The following is a 19,486-nucleotide window of genomic DNA, read 5'->3' as shown; positions in this document are numbered from 1 at the left end:
CGGCGGCCCCGGCCACGCTCAGTGATTGCAGCAGTTCCCGGGCCGCTTCCAACCCGGGTTCGGCCGCCACCGCGCGGTGCAGCAGACCGAGCGCGGCGCAGCGCGTCCGCCATGGCGCTGTTGGCCGGCGCGCCGCCGCCGAAGCCGCCCTGGTCGCCGCGGTCACCCCGGTCGCGCCGGTCCTGCCCGCCGCGGCCACCCTGGCCCCCCTGGCCACCACCGCGCCGCTCCTGGCGCGGCGGGCGGGCCTGCCGGTCACCCCGGTCGCCGCCGCGGTCGCCGCGGTCGCCCCGGTCCCCGCGCTCGCGGCCGACCTCGTCGTCCAGCCGCAGGGTGAGCCCGATCCGCTTGCGCGGCACGTCCACCGAGAGCACCCGGACCTTGACGATGTCGCCGGGCTTGACCACGTCGCGCGGGTCCTTGACGAAGTTCCTCGACAGCGCCGAGACGTGCACCAGCCCGTCCTGGTGGACGCCCACGTCCACGAAGGCGCCGAAGGCGGCGACATTGGTGACCACGCCCTCCAGCACCATGCCGACCTCCAGGTCGCCGATCTTGTCGACGCCCTCCTTGAAGACGGCGGTGCGGAAGGCCGGGCGCGGGTCGCGGCCCGGCTTGTCCAGCTCGCCGAGGATGTCGGTGACGGTCGGGACGCCGAAGGTGTCGTCGGCGAAGTCGGCCGGGCGCAGCGCGCGCAGCCGCTCGCTGTTGCCGATCAGCTCGCGCAGTTCCCCGCCGGTCGAGGCGAGGATGCGGCGCACCACCGGGTAGGCCTCGGGGTGCACGCTGGAGGCGTCCAGCGGGTCCTCGCCGCCGGGGATGCGCAGGAAGCCGGCGCACTGCTCGAAGGCCTTGGGGCCGAGCCGGGCGACGTCCTTGAGCTGCTTGCGGGTGCGGAACGGGCCGTTGGCGTCGCGGTGGGCCACGATGTTGTCGGCCAGCGTGGCGGTGACGCCGGAGACCCGGGTGAGCAGCGGTGCCGAGGCGGTGTTGACGTCCACGCCGACGGCGTTGACGCAGTCCTCGACCACGGCGTCCAGCGAGCGGGAGAGCTTCACCTCGCTCAGGTCGTGCTGGTACTGGCCGACGCCGATCGACTTGGGGTCGATCTTGACCAGTTCGGCCAGCGGGTCCTGGAGGCGGCGGGCGATGGAGACCGCACCGCGGATCGACACGTCCAGGTCCGGCAGCTCCTGGGAGGCGAACGCCGAGGCCGAGTAGACCGAGGCGCCGGCCTCGCTGACCATCGCCTTGGTGAGGTTCAGCTCGGGGTGGCGCTTGATCAGGTCCTCGGCGAGCTTGTCGGTCTCCCGGGAGGCGGTGCCGTTGCCGATCGCGACCAGGTCGACGTCGTGCTTCCTCGCCAGCGCGGCCAGGGTGCCCAGGGCCGCGTCCCACTTGTTGGCGGGCTGGTGCGGGTAGATCGTCTCGTACGCGACGACCTTGCCGGTGGCGTCCACCACGGCGACCTTCACGCCGGTGCGGAAGCCCGGGTCCAGGCCCATGGTGGCGCGGGTGCCGGCCGGGGCGGCGAGCAGCAGGTCGCGCAGGTTGGCGGCGAAGACGCGGACCGCCTCCTCCTCGGCCTCGGCGCGCAGCCGACCGCGCAGGTCGATGCCGAGCCGGACCAGGATGCGGGTGCGCCAGGCCCACCGGACGGTGTCACCCAGCCACTTGTCGGCCGGGCGGCCGTGGTCGGCGATGCCGAAGCGGCCGGCGATGCGCTGCTCGTAGTCGTTCTCGCCGGGCAGGTCGCCCGCGGACTCGCCGTCGTAGGGCGAGAGTTCGAGGTCGAGCACCTCCTCCTTCTCGCCGCGCAGCATCGCCAGGATGCGGTGCGAGGGGAGCTTGGTGTAGGGCTCGGCGAAGTCGAAGTAGTCGGCGAACTTGGCGCCGTCGCCCTCCTTGCCGTCCCGGACCTTCGCGACCAGGCGGCCCCGGGTCCACATCCGCTCGCGCAGCGAGCCGACCAGGTCGGCGTCCTCGCCGAAGCGCTCGACCAGGATCGCGCGGGCGCCCTCCAGGGCGGCGGGGCCGTCCGCCACCGACTCGTTCAGGTACCGGGCGGCGAGTGCGGCCGGGTCCTGCGTCGGGTCGGCGAGCAGGGTGTCGGCCAGCGGCTCCAGGCCCGCCTCGCGGGCGATCTGCGCCTTGGTGCGCCGCTTGGGCTTGAAGGGCAGGTAGATGTCCTCCAGCCGGGCCTTGGAGTCCGCGGCGAGCACCTGGGCGCGCAGCGCGTCGTCCAGCTTGCCCTGGGCCTCGATCGACTCCAGGACGGCCGCCCGGCGCTCCTCCAGCTCGCGCAGGTAGCGCAGCCGCTCCTCCAGGGTGCGCAGCTGGGCGTCGTCCAGCGAGCCGGTGACCTCCTTGCGGTAGCGGGCCACGAAGGGGACGGTCGCGCCGCCGTCGAGCAGGTCGACCGCAGCCTTCACCTGCCCCTCACGGACGCCCAGTTCCTCGGCGATCTTCCGCTCGATCACCTGCTGGGCCTGCCGGGCCCCCTGTTCGACTGGCGTGGTCACGAAGCCGGTCACCTTCTCCTTCAGTGCGTTCGCCGTACGCCCTGCATTCTGGCAGGTGCCGGTGACGGCTCCCGGCCGCGCCCGGGGCGGCGGGCGTGGCGCGATCGGGCGGCGAGCCCAATCAGGCTTGAGCGGGGCCCAGTTGGAGGGTGCGGGTCACAGCAGCGTGAGCGAGCCGCTGGGGCGGCCGTCGGCGGCGAGCTCGATGACCGTGGTCCGGCCGCCGGAGGTGAGCGTGAGCAGCGCCGACGCACCCGGCGCCGCGCGCAGCGCCCGGCGCTCCCCGTCCGTCCGCCGACTGATCACCATCTCCTCACCTTATCGGGCCGGGTAGTTCGGAAATCCGGCTGAAGCCCGGCGATCTGCGCTGTACGCTGCCGGGCATGTGCGCTGCCGCCCGGATGCACCCCGATGAACCGGTCGTCGACGCGGCCCTGGTACGGCGGTTGATCTCCGCCCAGTTCCCCGAGTGGGTGGGGCTTCCGGTCACGCCGGTCGGGTCCGCCGGGACGGACAACGCGATGTTCCGGCTCGGGCCCGAACTCGCCGTCCGGCTGCCCCGGGTGGAGTGGGCGGCCGGGGACGTCCGCCGGGAGCACCAGTGGCTGCCCCGACTGGCCCCGCGGCTGCCGCTGCCCGTCCCCGCGCCGATCGCCGTCGGCCGACCCGCCGCGGGCTACCCGTGGGCGTGGTCGGTGCTGCGCTGGCTCGACGGCGTCAACCCGGCGGTCGGCGTCCTCGCCGCCCCCGACGCCCTGGCCCGCGACCTGGCCGGCTTCGTCAACGCCCTGCGCACCACCAACCCCGCGGGCGGCCCCGCCGGGCACCGCAGCGTCCCGCTCGCCTCCCGGGACGGCGCCACCCGCGCGGCGATCACCCAGCTGACCGGCGCGATCGACACGGCGGCCGCAACCGCCCTGTGGGACAAGGCACTTCGCCTCCCCGAGTACGACGGCCCGCCGACCTGGATGCACGGCGACCTCACCCCCGGCAACCTGCTGGTCTCCAGAACCGGCCGGCTCGCCGCCGTCATCGACTTCGCCCTGATGGGCGTCGGCGACCCCACCGCCGACCTGATCGCCGCCTGGAACCTGCTCCCCGCCGCCGCCCGCCCCACCTTCCGGGCCGCCCTGCACGCGGACGACGCGATGTGGGCCCGCGGCCGCGCCTGGGCCTTCTCCATCGCCCTGGTGACGATCCCCTACTACCGCCACACCGACCAGGCGCTGACCGCGAACGCCCGCCACGTCGTCCGCGAGGTCCTCGCCGACCGCAGCGTGTAGAAGCGGCCCGGCGGCTCCTCGCCGACGACGACGTGGTGCGGGTGCGCTGCCCGCTGCCCGTACGCGAGGGCTTCGGGCTTCTGATCCTCCGCCACCACTCGCGCTGTCCTGGGCCATTGCTATGGTTCTCCCCGCCACTAGCAGCAGGGGGCAGAATTGGCACGGAGTGTGATCGACGTCAGGGTGAGCCGACGAGTGCTGTGGATCGGCGGGGACGCGTACCCGCTGCAGCACATCGCCCGGGCACGGCAGCTGGTGTGGTGGCCGCCCAAGCGCTTGCGGACCGTCATCAGGTTCGTCCGGCAGGTGATCGGTCTGCTGTTCGCCGCCGGCTTCCTCGGCGCGCTCACCAAGAACGCGACGGATCAGTCGATGGCCCGCGCCGTCCCGGGCGTACTGCTGGTCGCCGCACTCCTGTTCTGCCTCTACCGGTTCGTCACCCGACTGCGGCAGAGGGCGGTGTACAAGCTGGTCATCGAGACCTCGAACTCCGCGACCACCGCCGTGGTGAGCCACGACGCCCGGCAGATCGGCAACCTGATCCAGATGATCATGGAGGCGATCGACAACCCCCAGGCCGAGTTCGCACTCCAGGTCGAGAACGTCCACATCGGCGACAAAATCACCCAGTACGGCGATCACAACACGGGGAAGACGGTCTACTCATGAGCAACTCCTTCCACTTCGGCGACTCGGTCACCCAGCACGGCGACCACAACATCGGCATCGTGAAGAACCAGGGCCCGGTCGATCCGCAGGCCGCGCTGCGCGAGCTCGTCACCGCCGTCCACCAGTTGCGCGAGCAGGTGCCGACCGAGGACCAGGAGGTGCTGGACGAGTCGCTCGACGCCATCGGCGACGGCGCCGAGGCATCGCCGTCCACCCTGCGGCGGGCACTGCGCAACATCTCCGGGGTGGCCTCGCTGGTCCGGGCGGGTGCGCCGGTGGTGGAGTCGGTCCGGCGGATCCTGGACTCGCTCAACTCCTGAGCTCGCAATTGTCCTACCGGGTCAGAAACCTGCCCCGGTTAACACTGCTGTTAGCCTGATCCCATGAGTGGACTGCGGGAGCGCAAGAAGGAGCGGACGCGACAGGCCATCTCCGAGGCGGCCATCGCGCTCTTCCTGGAGCACGGCTTCGACCAGGTGTCGGTGGCGGACGTCGCGGCCGCCGCCGAGGTCTCCAAGCCGACCCTGTTCAGCTACTTCGCCAGCAAGGAGGACCTGGTCGTCCACCGCTTCGCCGACCACCAGGAGCAGGCGGCCGAGGTGGTCCGGGGCCGCGACGCCGACGAGACGGTGCTCGACGCCCTGCGCCGCGACTTCCTGGACGGCCTCGCCCGGCGCGACCCCGTCTCCGGTCTCAACGACCACCCCCAGGTACTGGCCTTCACCGCCCTGGTCTACGGCACCCCGAGCCTGGCTGCCCGGGTCGGCGCCTACGTCGCCCGCGCCGAACAGTCCCTCGCCGACGCCCTGCGCGAGGCCCCCGACCTCCCCGGGCCCCGCGACCTCACCGCACCCCTGCTCGCCGCCCAGGTCACCGCCACCCAGCGCGTCCTCGCCCTGCACAACTGGCACCGCATCCACCACGACGGCCGCTCCGCCGACGACCTCCACCCCGACGCCGTCGCCGACGCCACCCGCGCCTTCGACCTCCTCACCGACGGCTACGCCGAGGCCTGAGCGTCAGAACCCGAGCGCGGGCCCACGGACCCGCGCGGGGCAGCCGGCGTTGGGAGCGCGAAACCCGGCCCCGCGCCGGGTCGTGAGCAGCGGCGAGGCGGGACTACCGCCGACGCGGCCTGCCTGAGCGGCCGCCACCCTGCGGCCCTGCCCCGCCACGCGGCTTGCGCGGGGCGGCGGCGTGCACGGGGGCACCGGCCGTCTCCGGCCAGTGGGTGGGGCGGGTGAGGGTGGCGGGGAGACGGGTGGTGGCGTCGCCGCGGGCGGCGTTGAGTTGGGCCTGGGTGAGGAAGAGGGCCGAGCTGAGGTCGGCGCCGGCGAGGTTGGCGTCGCGCAGGTCGGCGCCGATCAGGTCGGCGAGGCGCAGGTCGGCGCCGGAGAGGTCGGCGGCGACGAGGAGGGCGCCGCGGAGGTTGGCGCCGCGCAGGTCCGCGCCGCGCAGGCGGGCGCCGAAGAGGTCGGCGCCGCGGTGCTCGCGGCGGCGGGGGACGGCGGCGCGGACGAGTTCACCGGCGCGCAGCAGCAGGTCGCTGACCCGCCGGCGGTGGGCGGGGACGTCGACGGCGAGGATCTCCTCGGGGGTGCCGCCGGCCAGCCGGTCGGTCTCCTCCAGGGCCTGGCGCAGTTCGGCGTGGACGGGCCGGGCCGCCTCGAAGGTGAGCGCCTCGGTGAGGTACCAGAGGAGTTCGTGGAGCTGCCGCACGATCGGGAACACGTCGAACATCGACTGGGCGCCGGCCGGTTCCTCGCGCCAGCTGACCCCGCCGAAGGTGACCTGGGAGACCCGCTGTCCGGCGCCGAAGCAGTCGTAGACGGTGCAGCCCTGGAAGCCGCTGTCCCGCAGCCGCGCGTGGATGCCGCAGCTGAAGTCGGTCCGCAGGTTGCGACAGGGGGTGCCGGCGGCCTTGTCGACGGCGAAGTCGGCGGTGGCCGCGAAGGGCAGGGCGACGCAGCAGAGCCCGAAGCAGCTGCCGCAGTCGGACTGGAGCGGGGTCGGCGCGGCCGCCGTCTGGTCCTGCGGCGGCTCGGTCTCGCGCACGTTCCGGGGTCCCTCCAGCAGCGGGGCGCCGGTCCGGCCCCGTGAACCCTGAAATCCTACTGGGCACGACCACCCTCACATCGGTAATATGTGCAGCTGCAAAGAGGCTATTACGCACGGGGGAGTAGACAGCATGTCGCAGCCGAGCATCACCGAGCTGGTCCGGATGTGGATCAGCGGCTGGACGGTCTCCCGGGGCTCCGCCGATCCGGTGGAGCAGCCCTGGGGCTGGAGCATCGACGTCGGCGCACCGGCCAGGGAGGTGGGCCGGCACGTGCTGCCCGTGCCGACCGAGGGCGAGGTCCGCAAGCTCGCCGAGACGATCACCGCGCCGACCACCTGGCTGAAGCTGTTCGCCGAGGACGACACCGTGCGCCCCTGGCTCGGCCCGCAGTGGCGGCTGGACCAGCCGGGCTTCCTGATGACCGCCCCGCTCGGCCCCGAGCGGCCCGAGCTCCCGGCCGGCTACACCGTGACCACCTGGACCAGGGGCGGGATCCTGCGGGTACTGGTGCGCACCGAGGACGGGCACCTGGCCGCCCGGGGCCAGGCGGGCCTGGCCGGCCCGGTGGCCGTACCGGACCAGATCGTGACGGCCCCCGAGCATCGCCGCCGGGGCCTGGGCTCGGTGGTGATGCGGACCCTGCAGTCCGCCGCGTACGAGACCGGCGCCCGCACCGGCGTACTGGTCGGCACCGTGGCGGGGCAGTCGCTCTACACCTCGCTGGGCTGGACCACCCACGCCCCGATGGCGAGCCTGGTCCTGGAAACGCAGGCGGACTGAAAAAGCAGGAGGCCTAGCGGGGCCTAGCGGTACGGCAGCAGCTCGGGCCGCTTCGGCGGGCGGCCGTCGCCGGAGGAGCGGCCGGTGAGGCGGCGCCCGATCCACGGGCCGAGGTGGGTGCCCAGCCAGCGGGCGTCCGAGCGCAGTTGCTCGGCGCGGCCGGTCGGTGCGGCGGGCGGCAGCGGGGCGCGCCAGTCGAAGGCGGCGGGGCGGCCGAGCGCCTCCAGCACGCCCTCGGCGACCCGGCGGTGGCCCTCGGGCGACAGGTGCAGGCGGTCCTCGGCCCAGAGCCGGCGGTCGTCGAAGCAGGGCGCGGAGAAGAGGTCGACCACGGCGAAGCCGTCCTGCTGCCCGAGCTCCTGCACGAAGGCCTTCATCCGCAGGATGGCGGGCAGCAGCCGGGCGCCGCCTGCCATCCTGCGGGTGGGGTCGGTGCTGGTGAACAGGACGACGGTGGCGCCGGCGGCGCGCAGGTCGGCGGCGCAGCGGCCGAGCAGCCGCTCGACCCGGTCGATGTCGCAGCCGGGGCGCAGCACGTCGTTGAGGCCGCCGGCCAGGGTGACGAGTTCGGCGCCCATGGCGGCGGCGGTGGCGAGCTGCTCGTCGTGGATCTGGCCGATGAGCTTGCCGCGGACGGCGAGGTTGGCGTACCGGAAGTCCCCGTCCGCCTGCCCCACCCGATCCGCGTGCTCGGCGGCGAGCGCCGAGGCGACCCGGTCGGCCCAGCCGCGGTAGTGGCCGTCGGGCAGCAGGTCGTCGCACATGCCCTCGGTGAAGGAGTCCCCGAGGGCGACGTAGCTGCGGTAGGTGATGGGCACGGACTGCCTCCGCTCTCCTGAGATGGCTCCGCGGTCCGACGATCGTACGTGTGCGCCCGCGGGCCCGAACGCCGGGGCCCGGCACTCATTCCGCGTCCACTGCCCGTTTATCGGTCTGCGCCATCCTGAGCACACGGGGCGGCGGCCGGCGACGGGGGCCTTGCCGCCGCCCCTTCACACAGCCACCCCTGCACGCGGCGGCCACCCCCGCACACTGCGGTCACCCCTTCACGCGGCAGCCGCCCCCGCACGCGGCGGTCATGCAGGGGCGACGACCGCCTCGTCCGTCACGCGCCCAGCCGTGAACCAGTGCTCCCGCACCGCGTCGGTGGGCCGCTGCTCACCCAGGGCGCCCAGCCCCCACTCCCCCAAGGCCTCGATCACCGGCCGCAGTTCGCGTCCGCGCCCGGTCAGCTCGTAGACCGTCGCGCTGGCCGGCCGTTCCAGCTTGCGCCGGACGGCGAGCCCCTCGCCCTCCAGCTGCTTGAGCCTGGCCGCGAGGATGTCGGTGGAGACGCCGGGCAGGTCGGCGTGCAGGTCGGTGTAGCGGCGCGGGCCGCCGAGGAGTTCACGGACGATCAGGAGGCTCCAGCGCTCCCCCACCGCGTCCAGGGCGCGGGCGACGGCGCAGTACTGGTCGTAGCTTCGGCGTGACATGTGGATCAGCATAGCCAAAAGGTTGGACTTTCCAAGTGCCAACTTGGTAGAACAAAGCAGAAGCAACGGAGCGGTGGTGACGGTCGGGAGGCCGCAGATGGAGTTTCGGCAGTCGAGCAAGCTGAACGGCGTGTGCTACGAGATCCGGGGACCGGTGGTCGACCAGGCCAACGCCCTGGAGGAGGCCGGGCACAGCGTGCTGCGGCTGAACACCGGCAACCCGGCCCCGTTCGGCTTCGAGGCGCCCGAGGAGATCATCCAGGACATCATCCGCAACCTGCCCCGGGCGCACGGCTACAGCGACTCGCGCGGCATCCTGCCGGCCCGTCGCGCGGTGGTGCAGTACTACCAGCAGCGCGGGGTCCAGGGCGTCGGCGTCAACGACGTCTACCTCGGCAACGGCGTCTCCGAGCTGATCCAGATGGCCGTCACCGCGCTGGTGGACGACGGCGACGAGGTGCTCGTCCCGATGCCCGACTACCCGCTGTGGACCGCGTCGGTCCGGCTGGCCGGCGGCAAGGCCGTGCACTACCTGTGCGACGAAGAGGCCGAGTGGTACCCGGACCTGGACGACATCGCCGCCAAGATCACCGCTCGCACCAAGGCGATCGTGGTCATCAACCCCAACAACCCCACCGGCGCGGTCTACCCGAAGGAGCTGCTGGAGGGCATCCTCGACCTGGCCCGGCGCCACCAGCTGATGGTGCTGGCCGACGAGATCTACGACAAGATCCTCTACGACGACACCGAGCACCACTGCCTGGCGGCCCTCGCCGACGACGTGCTCACCCTCACCTTCAACGGCCTCTCCAAGGCCTACCGGGTGGCCGGCTTCCGCAGCGGCTGGCTGGTCGTCTCCGGCCCCAAGCAGCACGCGACCGACTACCTGGAGGGCCTGACCATGCTCTCCGGCATGCGGCTGTGCCCCAACGTGCCCGCCCAGTACGCCGTCCAGGCCGCGCTCGGCGGCCACCAGTCCATCAACGACCTGGTACTGCCCGGCGGCCGGCTCACCGAGCAGCGCGACATCGCGGTCAAGGCGCTCAACGAGATCCCCGGCGTCAGCTGCGTCAAGCCCAAGGGCGCCCTGTACGCCTTCGCCAGGCTCGACCCGGCGGTGCACCGGATCGTCGACGACGAGCGGTTCGTGCTGGACCTGCTGCTGCGCGAGAAGATCCACGTCGTCCAGGGCACCGGCTTCAACTGGCCGCGCCCGGACCACTTCCGCTTCGTCACCCTGCCGCGCGCCGACGACCTGGAGACGGCGATCAACCGGATCGGGCGCTTCCTCGCGACGTACCGGCAGAGCTGAGCGCCCAGGGCCTGTCTCTTGGGTTTTGTCGGACCCGGCAAGGACCCGAGAGACAGGCCCTAGGCTCAAGCGTATGACCGTCCTGCGTTCCGTCGCGCTGTTCGTGCTCGCCGCCGTCGCCGAGATCGGCGGCTGCTGGCTGGTCTGGCAGAGCGTGCGGGAGCAACGGCCGTGGTGGCTGGCCGGGTTGGGGGTGGTGGCGCTCGGCGCGTACGGCTTCGTCGCGGCGCTGCAGCCGGACAGCCACTTCGGCCGGGTGCTGGCCGCGTACGGCGGGGTGTTCGTGGCGGGCTCGCTGCTCTGGGGCATGGCCGTGGACGGCTTCCGGCCGACCCGCTACGACGTGCTGGGTGCGCTGATCTGCCTGGCCGGGGTCGCCGTGATCATGTACGGGCCCCGGCGCTGAACGTGGCCGGGCCCCGGTGCCGAGGAGTTCCTCGGCACCGGGGCCCGTCGCGTCGATCAGGGCCTACCAGCCCCAGCCGCCGCCCTCGCCGTCGTCGTCGCGCCCGGAGTCCCAGCCCTCGCCGACCTTGCGCAGGATGCTGTAGTTGTCGATCTGCTTGCCGTCCTCGGTCAGCGCGGTGACCTTCATGACCGACTTCTGGCCCAGGTGCGCCGGGGTGACGTCGACCTTGATGAAGGAGTAGCCGGTGTAGCGCACCCGCGACCACTGGATGGTCTCGGGGGTCTTCACCCGGCCCTTGCTCCAGCAGTAGGTCGTGACCTCGTCCTGGTGGTTCTCGTGCCCCTCGTAGGTGTCCGGCACGTCGAACTTGTACAGGCTGCGGCCGGCCGCACCCGCGGTCACGTAGACCACGCCGTCCTTCTCCGGCTCGATCGTGGCGCCGCTCGGCACCTGCTTCGAGACCTTGTTGCCGAGGATGGCGTCGGTGCGCTCGTAGATGTGGTTGTGGCCGTTGATGACCAGGTCCACCCGGTACTTCTCGAACAGCGGCACCCAGGCCTCGCGGACACCGCCCTCGGAGGCGTGCGCGACGGTGGTGGAGAAGGCGCAGTGGTGGAAGAAGACCACGATGAAGTCGACGGTCTCGTCGCCGCGCAGGTCCTTGAGGGTGCGCTCCAGCCACGCGGTCTGCTTGCCCGCCGAGAGGCCCAGGTTGGCCGGGATCTCGTAGGACACGTCGTTGGCGTCGAGGGAGATGACGCCGACGTTCTTGTAGCGGAAGCTGTAGACGCCGGGGACCTTGCGCGGGTCCGGGCCGTTGTCCGGCAGGTAGAAGCGGGTGTTCTCGCCGCCGTAGCCGTTGGGCGAGTACCAGGCCTCGATGTCGTGGTTGCCGTACGCGACCATCCACGGCACGGTGGCGGCGACCGTCTCGGTCTGGACCAGGAAGTCGTCCCAGGTCCGGGCGTTGTAGACGGACTTGTCCGGGTCGGTGCCGGAGCCGGCCGGGTCGGCGTAGCAGATGTCGCCGGCGTGCAGGTGGAAGGCCGGGTTCTGGGCCAGGATCACGTGGTCGTTGCCGGCCGCGTGCGAGCTGACGCCCTGGTCGCCGAAGGCGGTGAAGGTGAACGGCTCGTACACCTTGCCCCAGCGGTGGTCGCGGGCGGGCGCGGTGCGGAAGGTGTGCAGGGTGGAGATCCGCTGCTGCGAGGCCGGGTCGAAGCCCTCGTGGCCGACACCGTAGTAGTAGGTGGTGTCGGGGTGCAGGTCCTCCAGCGCCACGTGCAGGTAGTACTGGTCCACCGGCTGGCTGTTCGGGGTCAGCGCCGGGGTGTGCAGGGCGCGGACCTCGGCCTGGACCTTGTGGCTGAGGTCCCACGGGTGCTTGCCGAAGCGCAGGAACGGCTTCTTGACCGGTGCCGGGACCTGCCAGGAGACACGGAACTGGGTGTCCGGCTCGGGGCCGAACTGGAGGTGGCGCCCGATCGGCGCGACCAGCGAGCCGTCGATGCCGTCCGTCGTGCCGCCCGTCAGCAGCTGCGGGCCGGCCGGGGCCGCGACCGCGGTGCCGCTGCCCAGCGCACCGCCGACGGCGATGGCGCCCACCGTCACGGCGCCGGCGCGCAGCATCCGGCGGCGGGAGAAGCGGGCCCGCAGGTACTCGTGCTGCTCGGCCATGCTCATGCGGTCGGCAAGCTTGGCCGGCACGCCCATGTTGGGGATATCCATGCGCGGGACTCTGTCAGCGGCGCGTTGACCGCACGCGGACTTCCGGTGAACGAGCGTCAGCGCGTCACCCACTCGAACACCAACGTTCGATCAAGGCCAGGTAAAGAGCATGTCCATACCGAACCGACGTCGGATCATGGGGCCCTTCGACGCCGGAGCCTGACCCGGTGCCATGGACGGGCCCGGCCCGAGGCGGCGGCGATACCGACGAGTGCAGATCAGGCGGACGGTTCGTCCCAGTGCGTGGCGGCCCGGTCGCCGGTGCCGTCACAGGTGCGGCAGATCTCGTCCCGGTAGGCCTGCTTGGCGCCGGTCGCGTCCACCCGGTAGCGGACATACACCCCGGTGCCGTCGCAGAGGAAACAGTTGCCGCCCCCGCCGCCCACCTCGGTGGTACCGGTGCCCTGGCAGGTACGGCAGTTGAGGCCGGCGGTCCGGCCGGTGCCCGCGCAGATGCGGCAGACCGTCGTCATCGTCTTCCTCCCTCGGCGCGGAACCACTCGATGCACCGGTCATGGTAGTGGTCCGGTCTCACGGCCGCCCCGGGACGTCGATCTGACAATCGGTCAGTAATGATCCGGCCGGTCAGGGAGTCAGTCGGGCAGGGCCTCGCGCACCCGGCGGGAGACCGAGATCAGCTGGAGGTCGAGCAGACCGGGCGGGTCGGCCAGGCCCGGACCGCCCGCGTGCACCCAGGCGGCTATGTCGTCGATCATCTCGTCCATCAGCACGAAGCCGAGCCAGACCGGACGGCCGCCCGCCGCCCGGCCCTCACTGGAGGGGCCGACCACCACCACGTTGGACTGGGTGCAGACGTCCAGGCACTTCACCGCGCGGACCCGGCCCGCCGAGCCGACCGCGGTCCGCAGCCGCTCGTACTGCCCCGCGTGGTCCACCCCCGGGTGCTTCGCCTCGGTGCCGCAGCAGCAGCCGCGGCAGACGGTCACCGTCACCGGGGAGCCGGCACCCTGCTTGCGGTCGCGGTCACGGCGGCTCATCGGCTCTGCTCCCCCTCGGGTCGGCGAGCCCTGGTCGGCGGCACGCTCTGCACCGGAACTGTACCGGGCGCCCGGGGACCCTCCGCCGGGCCGGGCGCCCCTCACTAGGATGCCCAGGGTCCCGCGCCGACACGGGGCGGTTTCCAGGGAAGGACGGGCGGATGCCGAAGCGGAGGGCCGTGGGCCTGTGGTTCTCGGTGGCCGTGGCGGTGCTCGGGATCCTCTGCGGGGCCCTCGGGCTCTCGGTGGTCCTCACCGGCGGCTACTCGGTCCACCGGATGGACGGCACGGCGATGGGACCGGGACTGCGCCAGGGCGACCGGATGCTGACCGACCGGGTCGCGGCCGCGGACGTGCGCCGCGGCGAGATCTACGTCGTCGACTCCCCCTGGGACCTCCACCACCCCGTCGTCTCCCGCGTGATGGCCCTCGGCGGCGACCGCATCGCCTGCACCGGCGGACAGCTCAGCCTGGACGGCAAGCCGCTGGACGAGCCGCCAGCCCGGCAGACCGGCACCTGCCCCACGACTTCGACGTCACCGTCCCGCCCGGGCGGGCCTTCCTGATGGGCGACGGACGCGACCAGGCGATCGACTCCCGGCTGAAGCTCGACGACGGCCGGCAGGGCACCGTCGACCTCGCCAAGCTCACCGCGGGCCGGGTGGTCTGGCACTCCGGCACCGACTCCCCCGCCCTGCCCGGCAAGCTGATCGGCGCGGCGGTGCTGATGGCGCTCGGGGCCCTGCTCACCCTGGCCGGGCTGGTCGCCTCGGTCGTGATCGCCTCCTTCACCGTCGCCCGGCGCCGGACGGCGGCGTGACGTACCCGGCGGAACCGGACGAAGGCGCGGACGGATCGGGCCCGGTCGCGCTGTACCGGGGCAGCAGCGTCGACGAACTGCGGGAGATCGTCAGCGGGCGGCTCTCCTCGCACCGCCTGGCGGTCCTGGGCAGACAGCAACTCGCCAGCTGCTTCCGGGTGTTCCACGAGGGCGGGATCGGGCTCTACGACCTGTGCTACGGCGCGGACGTCCGGCTGAACACCGAGGAACTGCCCGACTTCTACAGCGTCATCCTGCCCGTCACCGGCGACGTACGGGTCCGCGCCAACGGCGTCGAACTGCCCTCCGCGCTGTTCGTCGCCGGGCCGGGCGACCAGGTCGCCATGGAGTGGGACAGCCGAGCCCGCAACGGCGCGCTCGCGGTCTCCCGCGAGACGGTCGAGCAGGCCCTCGCGGTCCGGCTCGGCGACCTCCCCCGCCAAGCGCCCCGGTTCCGCCACCACCTCGACCCCGCCGACCCGGCCGTCCACGCCTGGGTCGAACTCGCCCGGCACTTCATGCGGTTCGCCGTCTCCCCGCTCGGCCGCCGCTCCCCACTGGGCCTGGGCCACTTCGAGAAGCTGCTCGTCGACGGCCTGCTGGACGCCCAGCCGCACTCCTTCAGCGGGCCGACCGCGGACGGCGCCCGCGCGATGCTGCCGAGCGCGCTGCGCCGGGCCACCGCCTACTGCGCGGAGCACGCGCACGAGGCCCTCTCGGTCGGCGACATCGCCCAGGCCGCCCGGGTCGGCGTGCGCACCCTGCGGGAGGGCTTCCGCGCCCACCTGGACACCACCCCGCTCGCCTACCTGCGCGAGGTCCGGCTCGACCGGGTCCACCACGAGCTGCTCGCCATCGCCGACGGCCGGTCGAGCGGCACGGTCACCGAGGTCGCCTGCCGCTGGGGCTTCACCCACCTCGGCCGGTTCAGCGCGGCCTACCGGCGCACCTACGGGCACCCGCCCTCGGAGACCCTCGGGCGCAGCGCCTGACCGGCCCGCCTGGCTATCCGGAAAGCTGCGTGCGCACCGGCCGGATCCGGATAGGCACGGGGGCGCCGCTCGGGCAGGGTTGGTCGCGAGCAGTGGCGGTGCGCCCCGCTCGGGGGAGGGGGCGCACCGCGACGGCGGCGACGTACCGGGAGCCCGACAGCCGGAGAACCGACGCCCGTACCGTCGAAGCCCGTACCGTCGAAGCCCTCACCGCCGAGGGCCGCTACGCCACCGCCTCCGCCGCCGCCCGGCCCGCCGTGCGCCCCGAGAACAGGCAGCCGCCGAGGAAGGTCCCCTCCAGGGAGCGGTAGCCGTGCACGCCCCCACCGCCGAAGCCCGCAGCCTCGCCCGCCGCGTAGACGCCGGGCAGCGCCTCGCCGTCCGGGCGCAGCACCCGCGAGGACAGGTCGGTCTCCAGTCCGCCGAGCGACTTGCGGGTCAGGATGTTGAGCCGGACGGCGATCAGCGGGGCGGCGGCCGGGTCGAGGACGCGGTGCGGGGCGGCGGTGCGCACGAGCTTGTCGCCGAGGTAGCGGCGGGCGCCCTGGATGGCGGTGATCTGGAGGTCCTTGGCGAAGGGGTTGGCCACCTGTCGGTCGCGGTCCTCGACGGTGCGGCGCAGTTCGTCCGGATCGATCAGCGGTTCGCGGGTCTTGGCGTTCATGCCCCGGGCGAGGTCGGCGAGGTTGCCGGCGACCACGAAGTCGGGCCCGTGCCGCAGGTGCCCCCGGACCGGGCCGGGGGCGCCGGGCAGCGCCCGTCCGAGCACCCCGCGCACGGATTTTCCGGTGAGGTCGGGGTTCTGTTCGGAGCCGGAGAGGGTGAACTCCTTCTCGATGATGCGCTGGTTGAGCACGAACCAGGTGTGCTCGTGGCCGCTCGCCATGATGTGTTCGAGTGTGCCGAGGGTGTCGAAGCCGGGGAAGAGCGGGACGGGCAGTCGCCGGCCGCGGGCGTCCAGCCAGAGCGAGGAGGGGCCGGGCAGGATGCGGATGCCGTGCCGGGCCCAGATCGGGTCCCAGTTCTCGATGCCCTCGGTGTAGTGCCACATCCGGTCGCCGTTGATCAGGTTGCCGCCCGCCCGTCCGGTGACCTCCAGCATCAGGCCGTCGACGTGCGCGGGCACCCCGGAGAGCAGCTTGGCGGGCGGGGTGCCGAGCCGGGCGGGCCAGGCCTTGCGGACCAGGTCGTGGTTGCCGCCGATGCCGCCGGAGGTGACGACCACGGCCTGGGCACGCAGTTCGAAGCTCCCGGCGACCTCGCGCGAGCTTGCCTCGCCGCGGCCCGCCGGACTGGGGACCAGCACCTCGCCGGTGACGGTGTCGGTGGTGCCCGCGGTGGCGGTCAGCCCGGTGACCCGGTGCCGGAAGCGCAGGTCGACCAGCCCGCGGGCGGCGGCGGAGCGGACCCGCCGGACGAAGGGGGCGAGCAGCCCGGGCCCGGTGCCCCAGGTGATGTGGAAGCGCGGCACCGAGTTGCCGGGCCCGTCTGCGAGGAGGCCGCCGCGCTCGGCCCAGCCGACCACCGGGAAGAACCGCACGCCCATGCCGTGCAGCCAGGAGCGCTTCTCACCGGCCGCGAAGTCGACGTAGGCCTCGGCCCAGCGGCGCGGCCAGGCGTCCTCGGGCCGGTCGAAGCCGGCCGTGCCGAGCCAGTCCTGACGGGCGAGCGCGTGCGAGTCGCGGATGCGCATCCGGCGCTGCTCGGGCGAGTCGACCAGGAAGAGGCCGCCGAAGGACCAGTGCGCCTGGCCGCCGAGCGAGGCGGCGGGTTCCTGGTCGAGCAGGATCACCTTCCTTCCGGCGTCGGCGAGTTCGGCGGTGGCGGCGAGGCCGGCGAGTCCCGCTCCGATGACGATGACGTCGGCGTCCAGGGCCATTGCGCAGTCCTCCGTCGCGGCTGTCGGTGTGCGCCGATAGTGCGGCCTGGGGTGACGCCCGGTCAACCGGTCGGTAACAAGCGTCGACGCGAATTCCGCTCCACCGCGTTTCGGAAATGACGGCGATACGCGGTGGAGCGAAATTCGAAATGTCACCCAGTGCCATCTGACGCAAATTCGGAATTTCCGCCGAAACGATGGACGCGCGCGAAACCTGGCAGTAACTTACCTGCGAGTAGCTGTGGCCCGGCTCGGCACGACCCCCACCCGTCGTTTCTCTCCCCCAGGAGGAACCGTGCTCCGCCCTGCCCGGAATTCCCGGCGACTCCGCAATTCCACCGCGCTCGCCGCGGTCGCCCTCGGCGCCGCCCTCGCGCTCACCTCCACCACCGCCCAGGCCGCCACCGCGGCGCCGAAGCACTACGTGGCCCTCGGCGACTCCTACGCCGCCGGCGCCGGGGTGCCCGGCCAGTCGGCCGGACTGTGCCTGCGCTCCGACCACAACTACGGCCACCTGGTCGCCGCCGCGCTCAAGGCCGGCGCGTACACCGACGTCACCTGCGCGGCCGCCAAGGTCAAGGCGATGACGCAGCCGCAGTACGACGCCTTCATCCGGGTCAACGACCCGCAGCTGGACTCGGTGACCGGCGACGCCGACCTGGTCACCCTCGGCATCGGCGGCAACGACCTCGCCTCCAGCGACCTCGGTCTCGGCGAACTGGTCGCCACCTGCATCGCCGGCGCGGTCGTCAACCCGCTCGGCACGCCCTGCAAGGACGTCTACCACCACGGCTACTGGGACTGGAACACCTGGTCCTGGCAGTACGGCAACGACGACCTGGCCGAGCGGATCACCACCACGATCGCCCCGCAGATCGCCACCACCCTGCAGCAGATCCACGCCAAGGCCCCCAAGGCCAAGGTGCTGCTGGTCGGTTACCCGTCCGTGCTGCCCGCCGACGGCTCCAAGTGCGTCCTGCGCCAGCCGGTGACGCCGGGCGACGTCGAGTACATGCACAGCGTGCTCGACAAGCTGAACGCCGCCCTCAGGTCCACGGCGGCGGCGGGCGGCGCGACGTACGTGGACACCGCGACGCCGACCCTCGGGCACGACGTCTGCTCGGACGACCGCTGGATCGAGGGCGCGCTGCCCGGCTCACCCGCCGTGCCGTTCCACCCGAACGCGACCGGCGAGCAGGTGATGGCGGACGCGGTGCTCGCCGCCCTGCGGTAGCGGTCCGTCCCGCACGCCCCGAAAAGCCCCGAGGGGCCGGTGACCAGACCCCGGTCACCGGCCCCTCGGCTTCGTTCAGGGCGCTTTGCCGCCGGTCACTCCGACTCGGCCGTGGCCAGCCCCGCCGACCACTTCTCCTCGACCTTGCCGAACTTCCAGAACGCGATCGCGCCGATCCAGGTCAGCACGAACAGGCCGACGATCGCGTAGCCGACGAAGTTGAGGTCCAGCGCGCCGATCCAGGCGATCGGGCCGCTGGTGATGCCCAGCTTCTCGCCGATCAGGCCGATCAGCTCGATCAGGCCGATGACCAGCGCGACCAGCACCGACAGACCGGTGACGGTCAGGTTGTAGTAGATCTTGCGGACCGGCTTGGAGAACGCCCACTCGTAGGCGAAGTTCATGAACGAGCCGTCGATGGTGTCCAGCAGGCTCATCCCGGCCGCGAACAGGATCGGCAGGGTCAGCAGGGCGTACCAGGGCAGCGAGAACGCCGCCGCGCCGCCCGCCAGCACCAGCAGCGACACCTCGGTGGCGGTGTCGAAGCCCAGGCCGAACAGCAGGCCCACCGGGTACATGTGCCAGGACTTGGTGACCGCCCGGGTGACCTTGCCGAGGATCCGGTTCATCAGCCCGCGCCGCTCCAACTGGCGCTCCAGCTCGGCCTCGTCGTACTCGCCCTCGCGCATCCGGCGGAACACCTTGAGGATGCCGTTGAACGCGCCCAGGTTGATCAGGCCGAGCAGCAGCAGGAAGGAGCCGGAGACGGCGGTGCCGATCAGACCGGTCATCCGGTGCAGGCTCGAGTCGTCCGCCTCCACCTGGTCGGCGAGCGAACGGATGCCGAAGGCGAGCAGCGCGCAGAGGCCGAAGACGATCGAGGAGTGCCCCAGCGAGAACCAGAAGCCGACCGACAGCGGCCGCTTGCCCTGGCCCATCAGCTTGCGGGTGGTGTTGTCGATCGCCGCGATGTGGTCCGCGTCGAAGGCGTGCCGCATACCGAGGGTGTAGGCGGTCAGGCCCATGCCCGCGCCGAAGACTTGGCCACCGACGTCGTAGTGCTCCGGCGCGACCAGCGCCAGCAGGGTGAACCAGCCGACCACGTGCAGCGCCAGGATGAAGCCGCCCATCCCGGCCAGGCGCATCCACTCCTCGCGGGTGAGCCGGTCGCGCCAGCGGGGGCCGGTCATCGTCTTGTCCTTTCGGCAGGGCGGTCAGAGCTGGGCCATCTTTCCCCCCTTGGGTGAGTAGTTGCAAGTCATACGCAAGTACGGGTCGGTTTCGGGACCTGCCCCGTTCACGCCAACCCCCCCGGCCCCCCTGCCC

Annotated in this window: 20 protein-coding genes and 1 pseudogene; 11 read left to right on the top strand and 10 right to left on the bottom strand. The window is 72.6% G+C overall.

The genetic code is table 11. The annotated features are described in order from the left end of the window. Positions 1-2,522, bottom strand: a 2,522-nt coding sequence (locus tag ACIRYZ_RS06930; RefSeq protein ID WP_402940527.1) for a Tex family protein, incomplete at its 3' end; no start/stop codon positions are given. Between the two features lie 156 nt (positions 2,523-2,678). Next, a complete protein-coding gene (locus ACIRYZ_RS06925; RefSeq protein WP_402940524.1) occupies positions 2,679-2,831 on the bottom strand; it encodes a hypothetical protein in 153 nt (50 codons plus the stop codon). 74 nt (positions 2,832-2,905) lie between these two features. On the opposite strand from ACIRYZ_RS06925, the gene ACIRYZ_RS06920 reads away from it, so the two are divergent. From ACIRYZ_RS06920 to ACIRYZ_RS06905, 4 genes are all read left to right on the top strand, one after another. Further along, positions 2,906-3,805, top strand: coding sequence for an aminoglycoside phosphotransferase family protein (locus tag ACIRYZ_RS06920; RefSeq protein WP_402940521.1), 900 nt, complete (start codon positions 2,906-2,908; stop codon positions 3,803-3,805). Positions 3,806-3,988: 183 nt separating this feature from the next. Continuing rightward, complete coding sequence (locus ACIRYZ_RS06915) at positions 3,989-4,474, top strand: DUF6232 family protein (protein ID WP_402940518.1); 486 nt, start codon at positions 3,989-3,991, stop codon at positions 4,472-4,474. Beyond that, positions 4,471-4,794: a hypothetical protein gene (locus ACIRYZ_RS06910; RefSeq protein ID WP_393027937.1), complete on the top strand. Its 324-nt coding sequence runs from the start codon at positions 4,471-4,473 to the stop codon at positions 4,792-4,794. Before ACIRYZ_RS06915 ends, ACIRYZ_RS06910 begins: the two co-directional genes overlap by 4 nt. 63 nt (positions 4,795-4,857) lie before the next feature. After that, positions 4,858-5,490, top strand: coding sequence for a TetR/AcrR family transcriptional regulator (locus ACIRYZ_RS06905; RefSeq protein ID WP_402940515.1), 633 nt, complete (start codon positions 4,858-4,860; stop codon positions 5,488-5,490). 103 nt (positions 5,491-5,593) lie between these two features. On the opposite strand, the gene ACIRYZ_RS06900 is transcribed toward ACIRYZ_RS06905, so the two are convergent. Beyond that, positions 5,594-6,529, bottom strand: a complete 936-nt coding sequence (locus tag ACIRYZ_RS06900; protein ID WP_402940512.1) for a pentapeptide repeat-containing protein — start codon at positions 6,527-6,529, stop codon at positions 5,594-5,596. A gap of 133 nt (positions 6,530-6,662) precedes the next feature. On the opposite strand from ACIRYZ_RS06900, the gene ACIRYZ_RS06895 reads away from it, so the two are divergent. Beyond that, complete coding sequence (locus ACIRYZ_RS06895; protein ID WP_402940509.1) at positions 6,663-7,313, top strand: GNAT family N-acetyltransferase; 651 nt, start codon at positions 6,663-6,665, stop codon at positions 7,311-7,313. A 23-nt stretch (positions 7,314-7,336) separates the two neighbouring features. On the opposite strand, the gene ACIRYZ_RS06890 is transcribed toward ACIRYZ_RS06895, so the two are convergent. Next, on the bottom strand, positions 7,337-8,131 hold the full coding sequence (locus ACIRYZ_RS06890) for an SGNH/GDSL hydrolase family protein (RefSeq protein WP_402940506.1): 795 nt from the start codon (positions 8,129-8,131) through the stop codon (positions 7,337-7,339). A 303-nt stretch (positions 8,132-8,434) separates the two neighbouring features. After that, positions 8,435-8,788, bottom strand: a pseudogene (locus ACIRYZ_RS06885) (winged helix-turn-helix transcriptional regulator); the annotation flags it as partial. A gap of 97 nt (positions 8,789-8,885) precedes the next feature. Here ACIRYZ_RS06885 and ACIRYZ_RS06880 point away from each other — a divergent pair. Both ACIRYZ_RS06880 and ACIRYZ_RS06875 read left to right on the top strand, forming a co-directional pair. Next, complete coding sequence (locus tag ACIRYZ_RS06880; protein ID WP_402940503.1) at positions 8,886-10,100, top strand: pyridoxal phosphate-dependent aminotransferase; 1,215 nt, start codon at positions 8,886-8,888, stop codon at positions 10,098-10,100. 73 nt (positions 10,101-10,173) lie between these two features. Then, a complete protein-coding gene (locus ACIRYZ_RS06875) occupies positions 10,174-10,506 on the top strand; it encodes a YnfA family protein (RefSeq protein ID WP_387631203.1) in 333 nt (110 codons plus the stop codon). Between the two features lie 63 nt (positions 10,507-10,569). Here the strand turns inward: ACIRYZ_RS06875 and ACIRYZ_RS06870 are convergent, their stop codons facing one another. The 3 genes from ACIRYZ_RS06870 to ACIRYZ_RS06860 all read right to left on the bottom strand — a co-directional run bounded on the left by ACIRYZ_RS06870 (position 10,570) and on the right by ACIRYZ_RS06860 (position 13,235). Then, a complete protein-coding gene (locus ACIRYZ_RS06870; protein ID WP_402940500.1) occupies positions 10,570-12,237 on the bottom strand; it encodes a fibronectin type III domain-containing protein in 1,668 nt (555 codons plus the stop codon). 218 nt (positions 12,238-12,455) lie between these two features. Next, positions 12,456-12,710 (bottom strand): hypothetical protein, encoded by a 255-nt coding sequence (locus ACIRYZ_RS06865; RefSeq protein ID WP_402940497.1) that lies wholly within the window; start codon positions 12,708-12,710, stop codon positions 12,456-12,458. 120 nt (positions 12,711-12,830) lie between these two features. Further along, the gene (locus ACIRYZ_RS06860; RefSeq protein ID WP_402940495.1) at positions 12,831-13,235 is read right to left on the bottom strand and encodes a (2Fe-2S) ferredoxin domain-containing protein; all 405 of its coding nucleotides are present in this window, start codon (positions 13,233-13,235) and stop codon (positions 12,831-12,833) included. Between the two features lie 161 nt (positions 13,236-13,396). On the opposite strand from ACIRYZ_RS06860, the gene lepB reads away from it, so the two are divergent. From lepB to ACIRYZ_RS06845, 3 genes are read left to right on the top strand one after another with little or no spacing between them, the layout of a single operon-like run. Continuing rightward, the gene (lepB, locus tag ACIRYZ_RS06855) at positions 13,397-13,801 is read left to right on the top strand and encodes a signal peptidase I (RefSeq protein WP_402940493.1); all 405 of its coding nucleotides are present in this window, start codon (positions 13,397-13,399) and stop codon (positions 13,799-13,801) included. After that, positions 13,801-14,055: a hypothetical protein gene (locus tag ACIRYZ_RS06850; RefSeq protein WP_402940490.1), complete on the top strand. Its 255-nt coding sequence runs from the start codon at positions 13,801-13,803 to the stop codon at positions 14,053-14,055. Before lepB ends, ACIRYZ_RS06850 begins: the two co-directional genes overlap by 1 nt. Next, positions 14,052-15,047 carry an AraC family transcriptional regulator gene (locus ACIRYZ_RS06845; protein WP_402940487.1) on the top strand — a complete coding sequence of 332 codons (996 nt, stop codon included), beginning with the start codon at positions 14,052-14,054 and terminating at the stop codon, positions 15,045-15,047. The genes ACIRYZ_RS06850 and ACIRYZ_RS06845 overlap by 4 nt, the downstream gene beginning before the upstream one ends. Positions 15,048-15,270: 223 nt before the next feature. Here ACIRYZ_RS06845 and ACIRYZ_RS06840 read toward each other — a convergent pair whose 3' ends face one another. Beyond that, a complete protein-coding gene (locus tag ACIRYZ_RS06840) occupies positions 15,271-16,926 on the bottom strand; it encodes an FAD-binding dehydrogenase (RefSeq protein ID WP_402940485.1) in 1,656 nt (551 codons plus the stop codon). 295 nt (positions 16,927-17,221) lie between these two features. Between ACIRYZ_RS06840 and ACIRYZ_RS06835 the strand changes: the two genes are divergently transcribed. Next, positions 17,222-18,160 carry an SGNH/GDSL hydrolase family protein gene (locus ACIRYZ_RS06835; RefSeq protein ID WP_402940482.1) on the top strand — a complete coding sequence of 313 codons (939 nt, stop codon included), beginning with the start codon at positions 17,222-17,224 and terminating at the stop codon, positions 18,158-18,160. A 95-nt stretch (positions 18,161-18,255) separates the two neighbouring features. Here ACIRYZ_RS06835 and ACIRYZ_RS06830 read toward each other — a convergent pair whose 3' ends face one another. Further along, complete coding sequence (locus tag ACIRYZ_RS06830) at positions 18,256-19,350, bottom strand: HoxN/HupN/NixA family nickel/cobalt transporter (RefSeq protein WP_402940480.1); 1,095 nt, start codon at positions 19,348-19,350, stop codon at positions 18,256-18,258. Positions 19,351-19,486: the final 136 nt, after the last annotated feature.

Source organism: Kitasatospora sp. NPDC101155 (assembly GCF_044768305.1).
In the GTDB taxonomy this organism is placed as follows: Bacteria; Actinomycetota; Actinomycetes; order Streptomycetales; family Streptomycetaceae; genus Kitasatospora.
Note: the sequence above shows the minus strand (reverse complement) of the source record. Positions and strands in the feature narration are given on the sequence as shown.

Bases quoted from the DNA above. Each gene is read 5' to 3' on its own strand.
- ACIRYZ_RS06925 (WP_402940524.1), bottom strand. From the start codon at position 2,831: ATGGTGATCAGTCGGCGGACGGACGGGGAGCGCCGGGCGCTGCGCGCG.
- ACIRYZ_RS06920 (WP_402940521.1), top strand. From the start codon at position 2,906: ATGTGCGCTGCCGCCCGGATGCACCCCGATGAACCGGTCGTCGACGCG.
- ACIRYZ_RS06910 (WP_393027937.1), top strand. From the start codon at position 4,471: ATGAGCAACTCCTTCCACTTCGGCGACTCGGTCACCCAGCACGGCGAC.
- ACIRYZ_RS06905 (WP_402940515.1), top strand. From the start codon at position 4,858: ATGAGTGGACTGCGGGAGCGCAAGAAGGAGCGGACGCGACAGGCCATC.
- ACIRYZ_RS06895 (WP_402940509.1), top strand. From the start codon at position 6,663: ATGTCGCAGCCGAGCATCACCGAGCTGGTCCGGATGTGGATCAGCGGC.
- ACIRYZ_RS06880 (WP_402940503.1), top strand. From the start codon at position 8,886: ATGGAGTTTCGGCAGTCGAGCAAGCTGAACGGCGTGTGCTACGAGATC.
- ACIRYZ_RS06875 (WP_387631203.1), top strand. From the start codon at position 10,174: ATGACCGTCCTGCGTTCCGTCGCGCTGTTCGTGCTCGCCGCCGTCGCC.
- ACIRYZ_RS06870 (WP_402940500.1), bottom strand. From the start codon at position 12,237: ATGGATATCCCCAACATGGGCGTGCCGGCCAAGCTTGCCGACCGCATG.
- ACIRYZ_RS06865 (WP_402940497.1), bottom strand. From the start codon at position 12,710: ATGACGACGGTCTGCCGCATCTGCGCGGGCACCGGCCGGACCGCCGGC.
- ACIRYZ_RS06860 (WP_402940495.1), bottom strand. From the start codon at position 13,235: ATGAGCCGCCGTGACCGCGACCGCAAGCAGGGTGCCGGCTCCCCGGTG.
- lepB (WP_402940493.1), top strand. From the start codon at position 13,397: ATGCCGAAGCGGAGGGCCGTGGGCCTGTGGTTCTCGGTGGCCGTGGCG.
- ACIRYZ_RS06850 (WP_402940490.1), top strand. From the start codon at position 13,801: ATGGGCGACGGACGCGACCAGGCGATCGACTCCCGGCTGAAGCTCGAC.
- ACIRYZ_RS06840 (WP_402940485.1), bottom strand. From the start codon at position 16,926: ATGGCCCTGGACGCCGACGTCATCGTCATCGGAGCGGGACTCGCCGGC.
- ACIRYZ_RS06830 (WP_402940480.1), bottom strand. From the start codon at position 19,350: ATGACCGGCCCCCGCTGGCGCGACCGGCTCACCCGCGAGGAGTGGATG.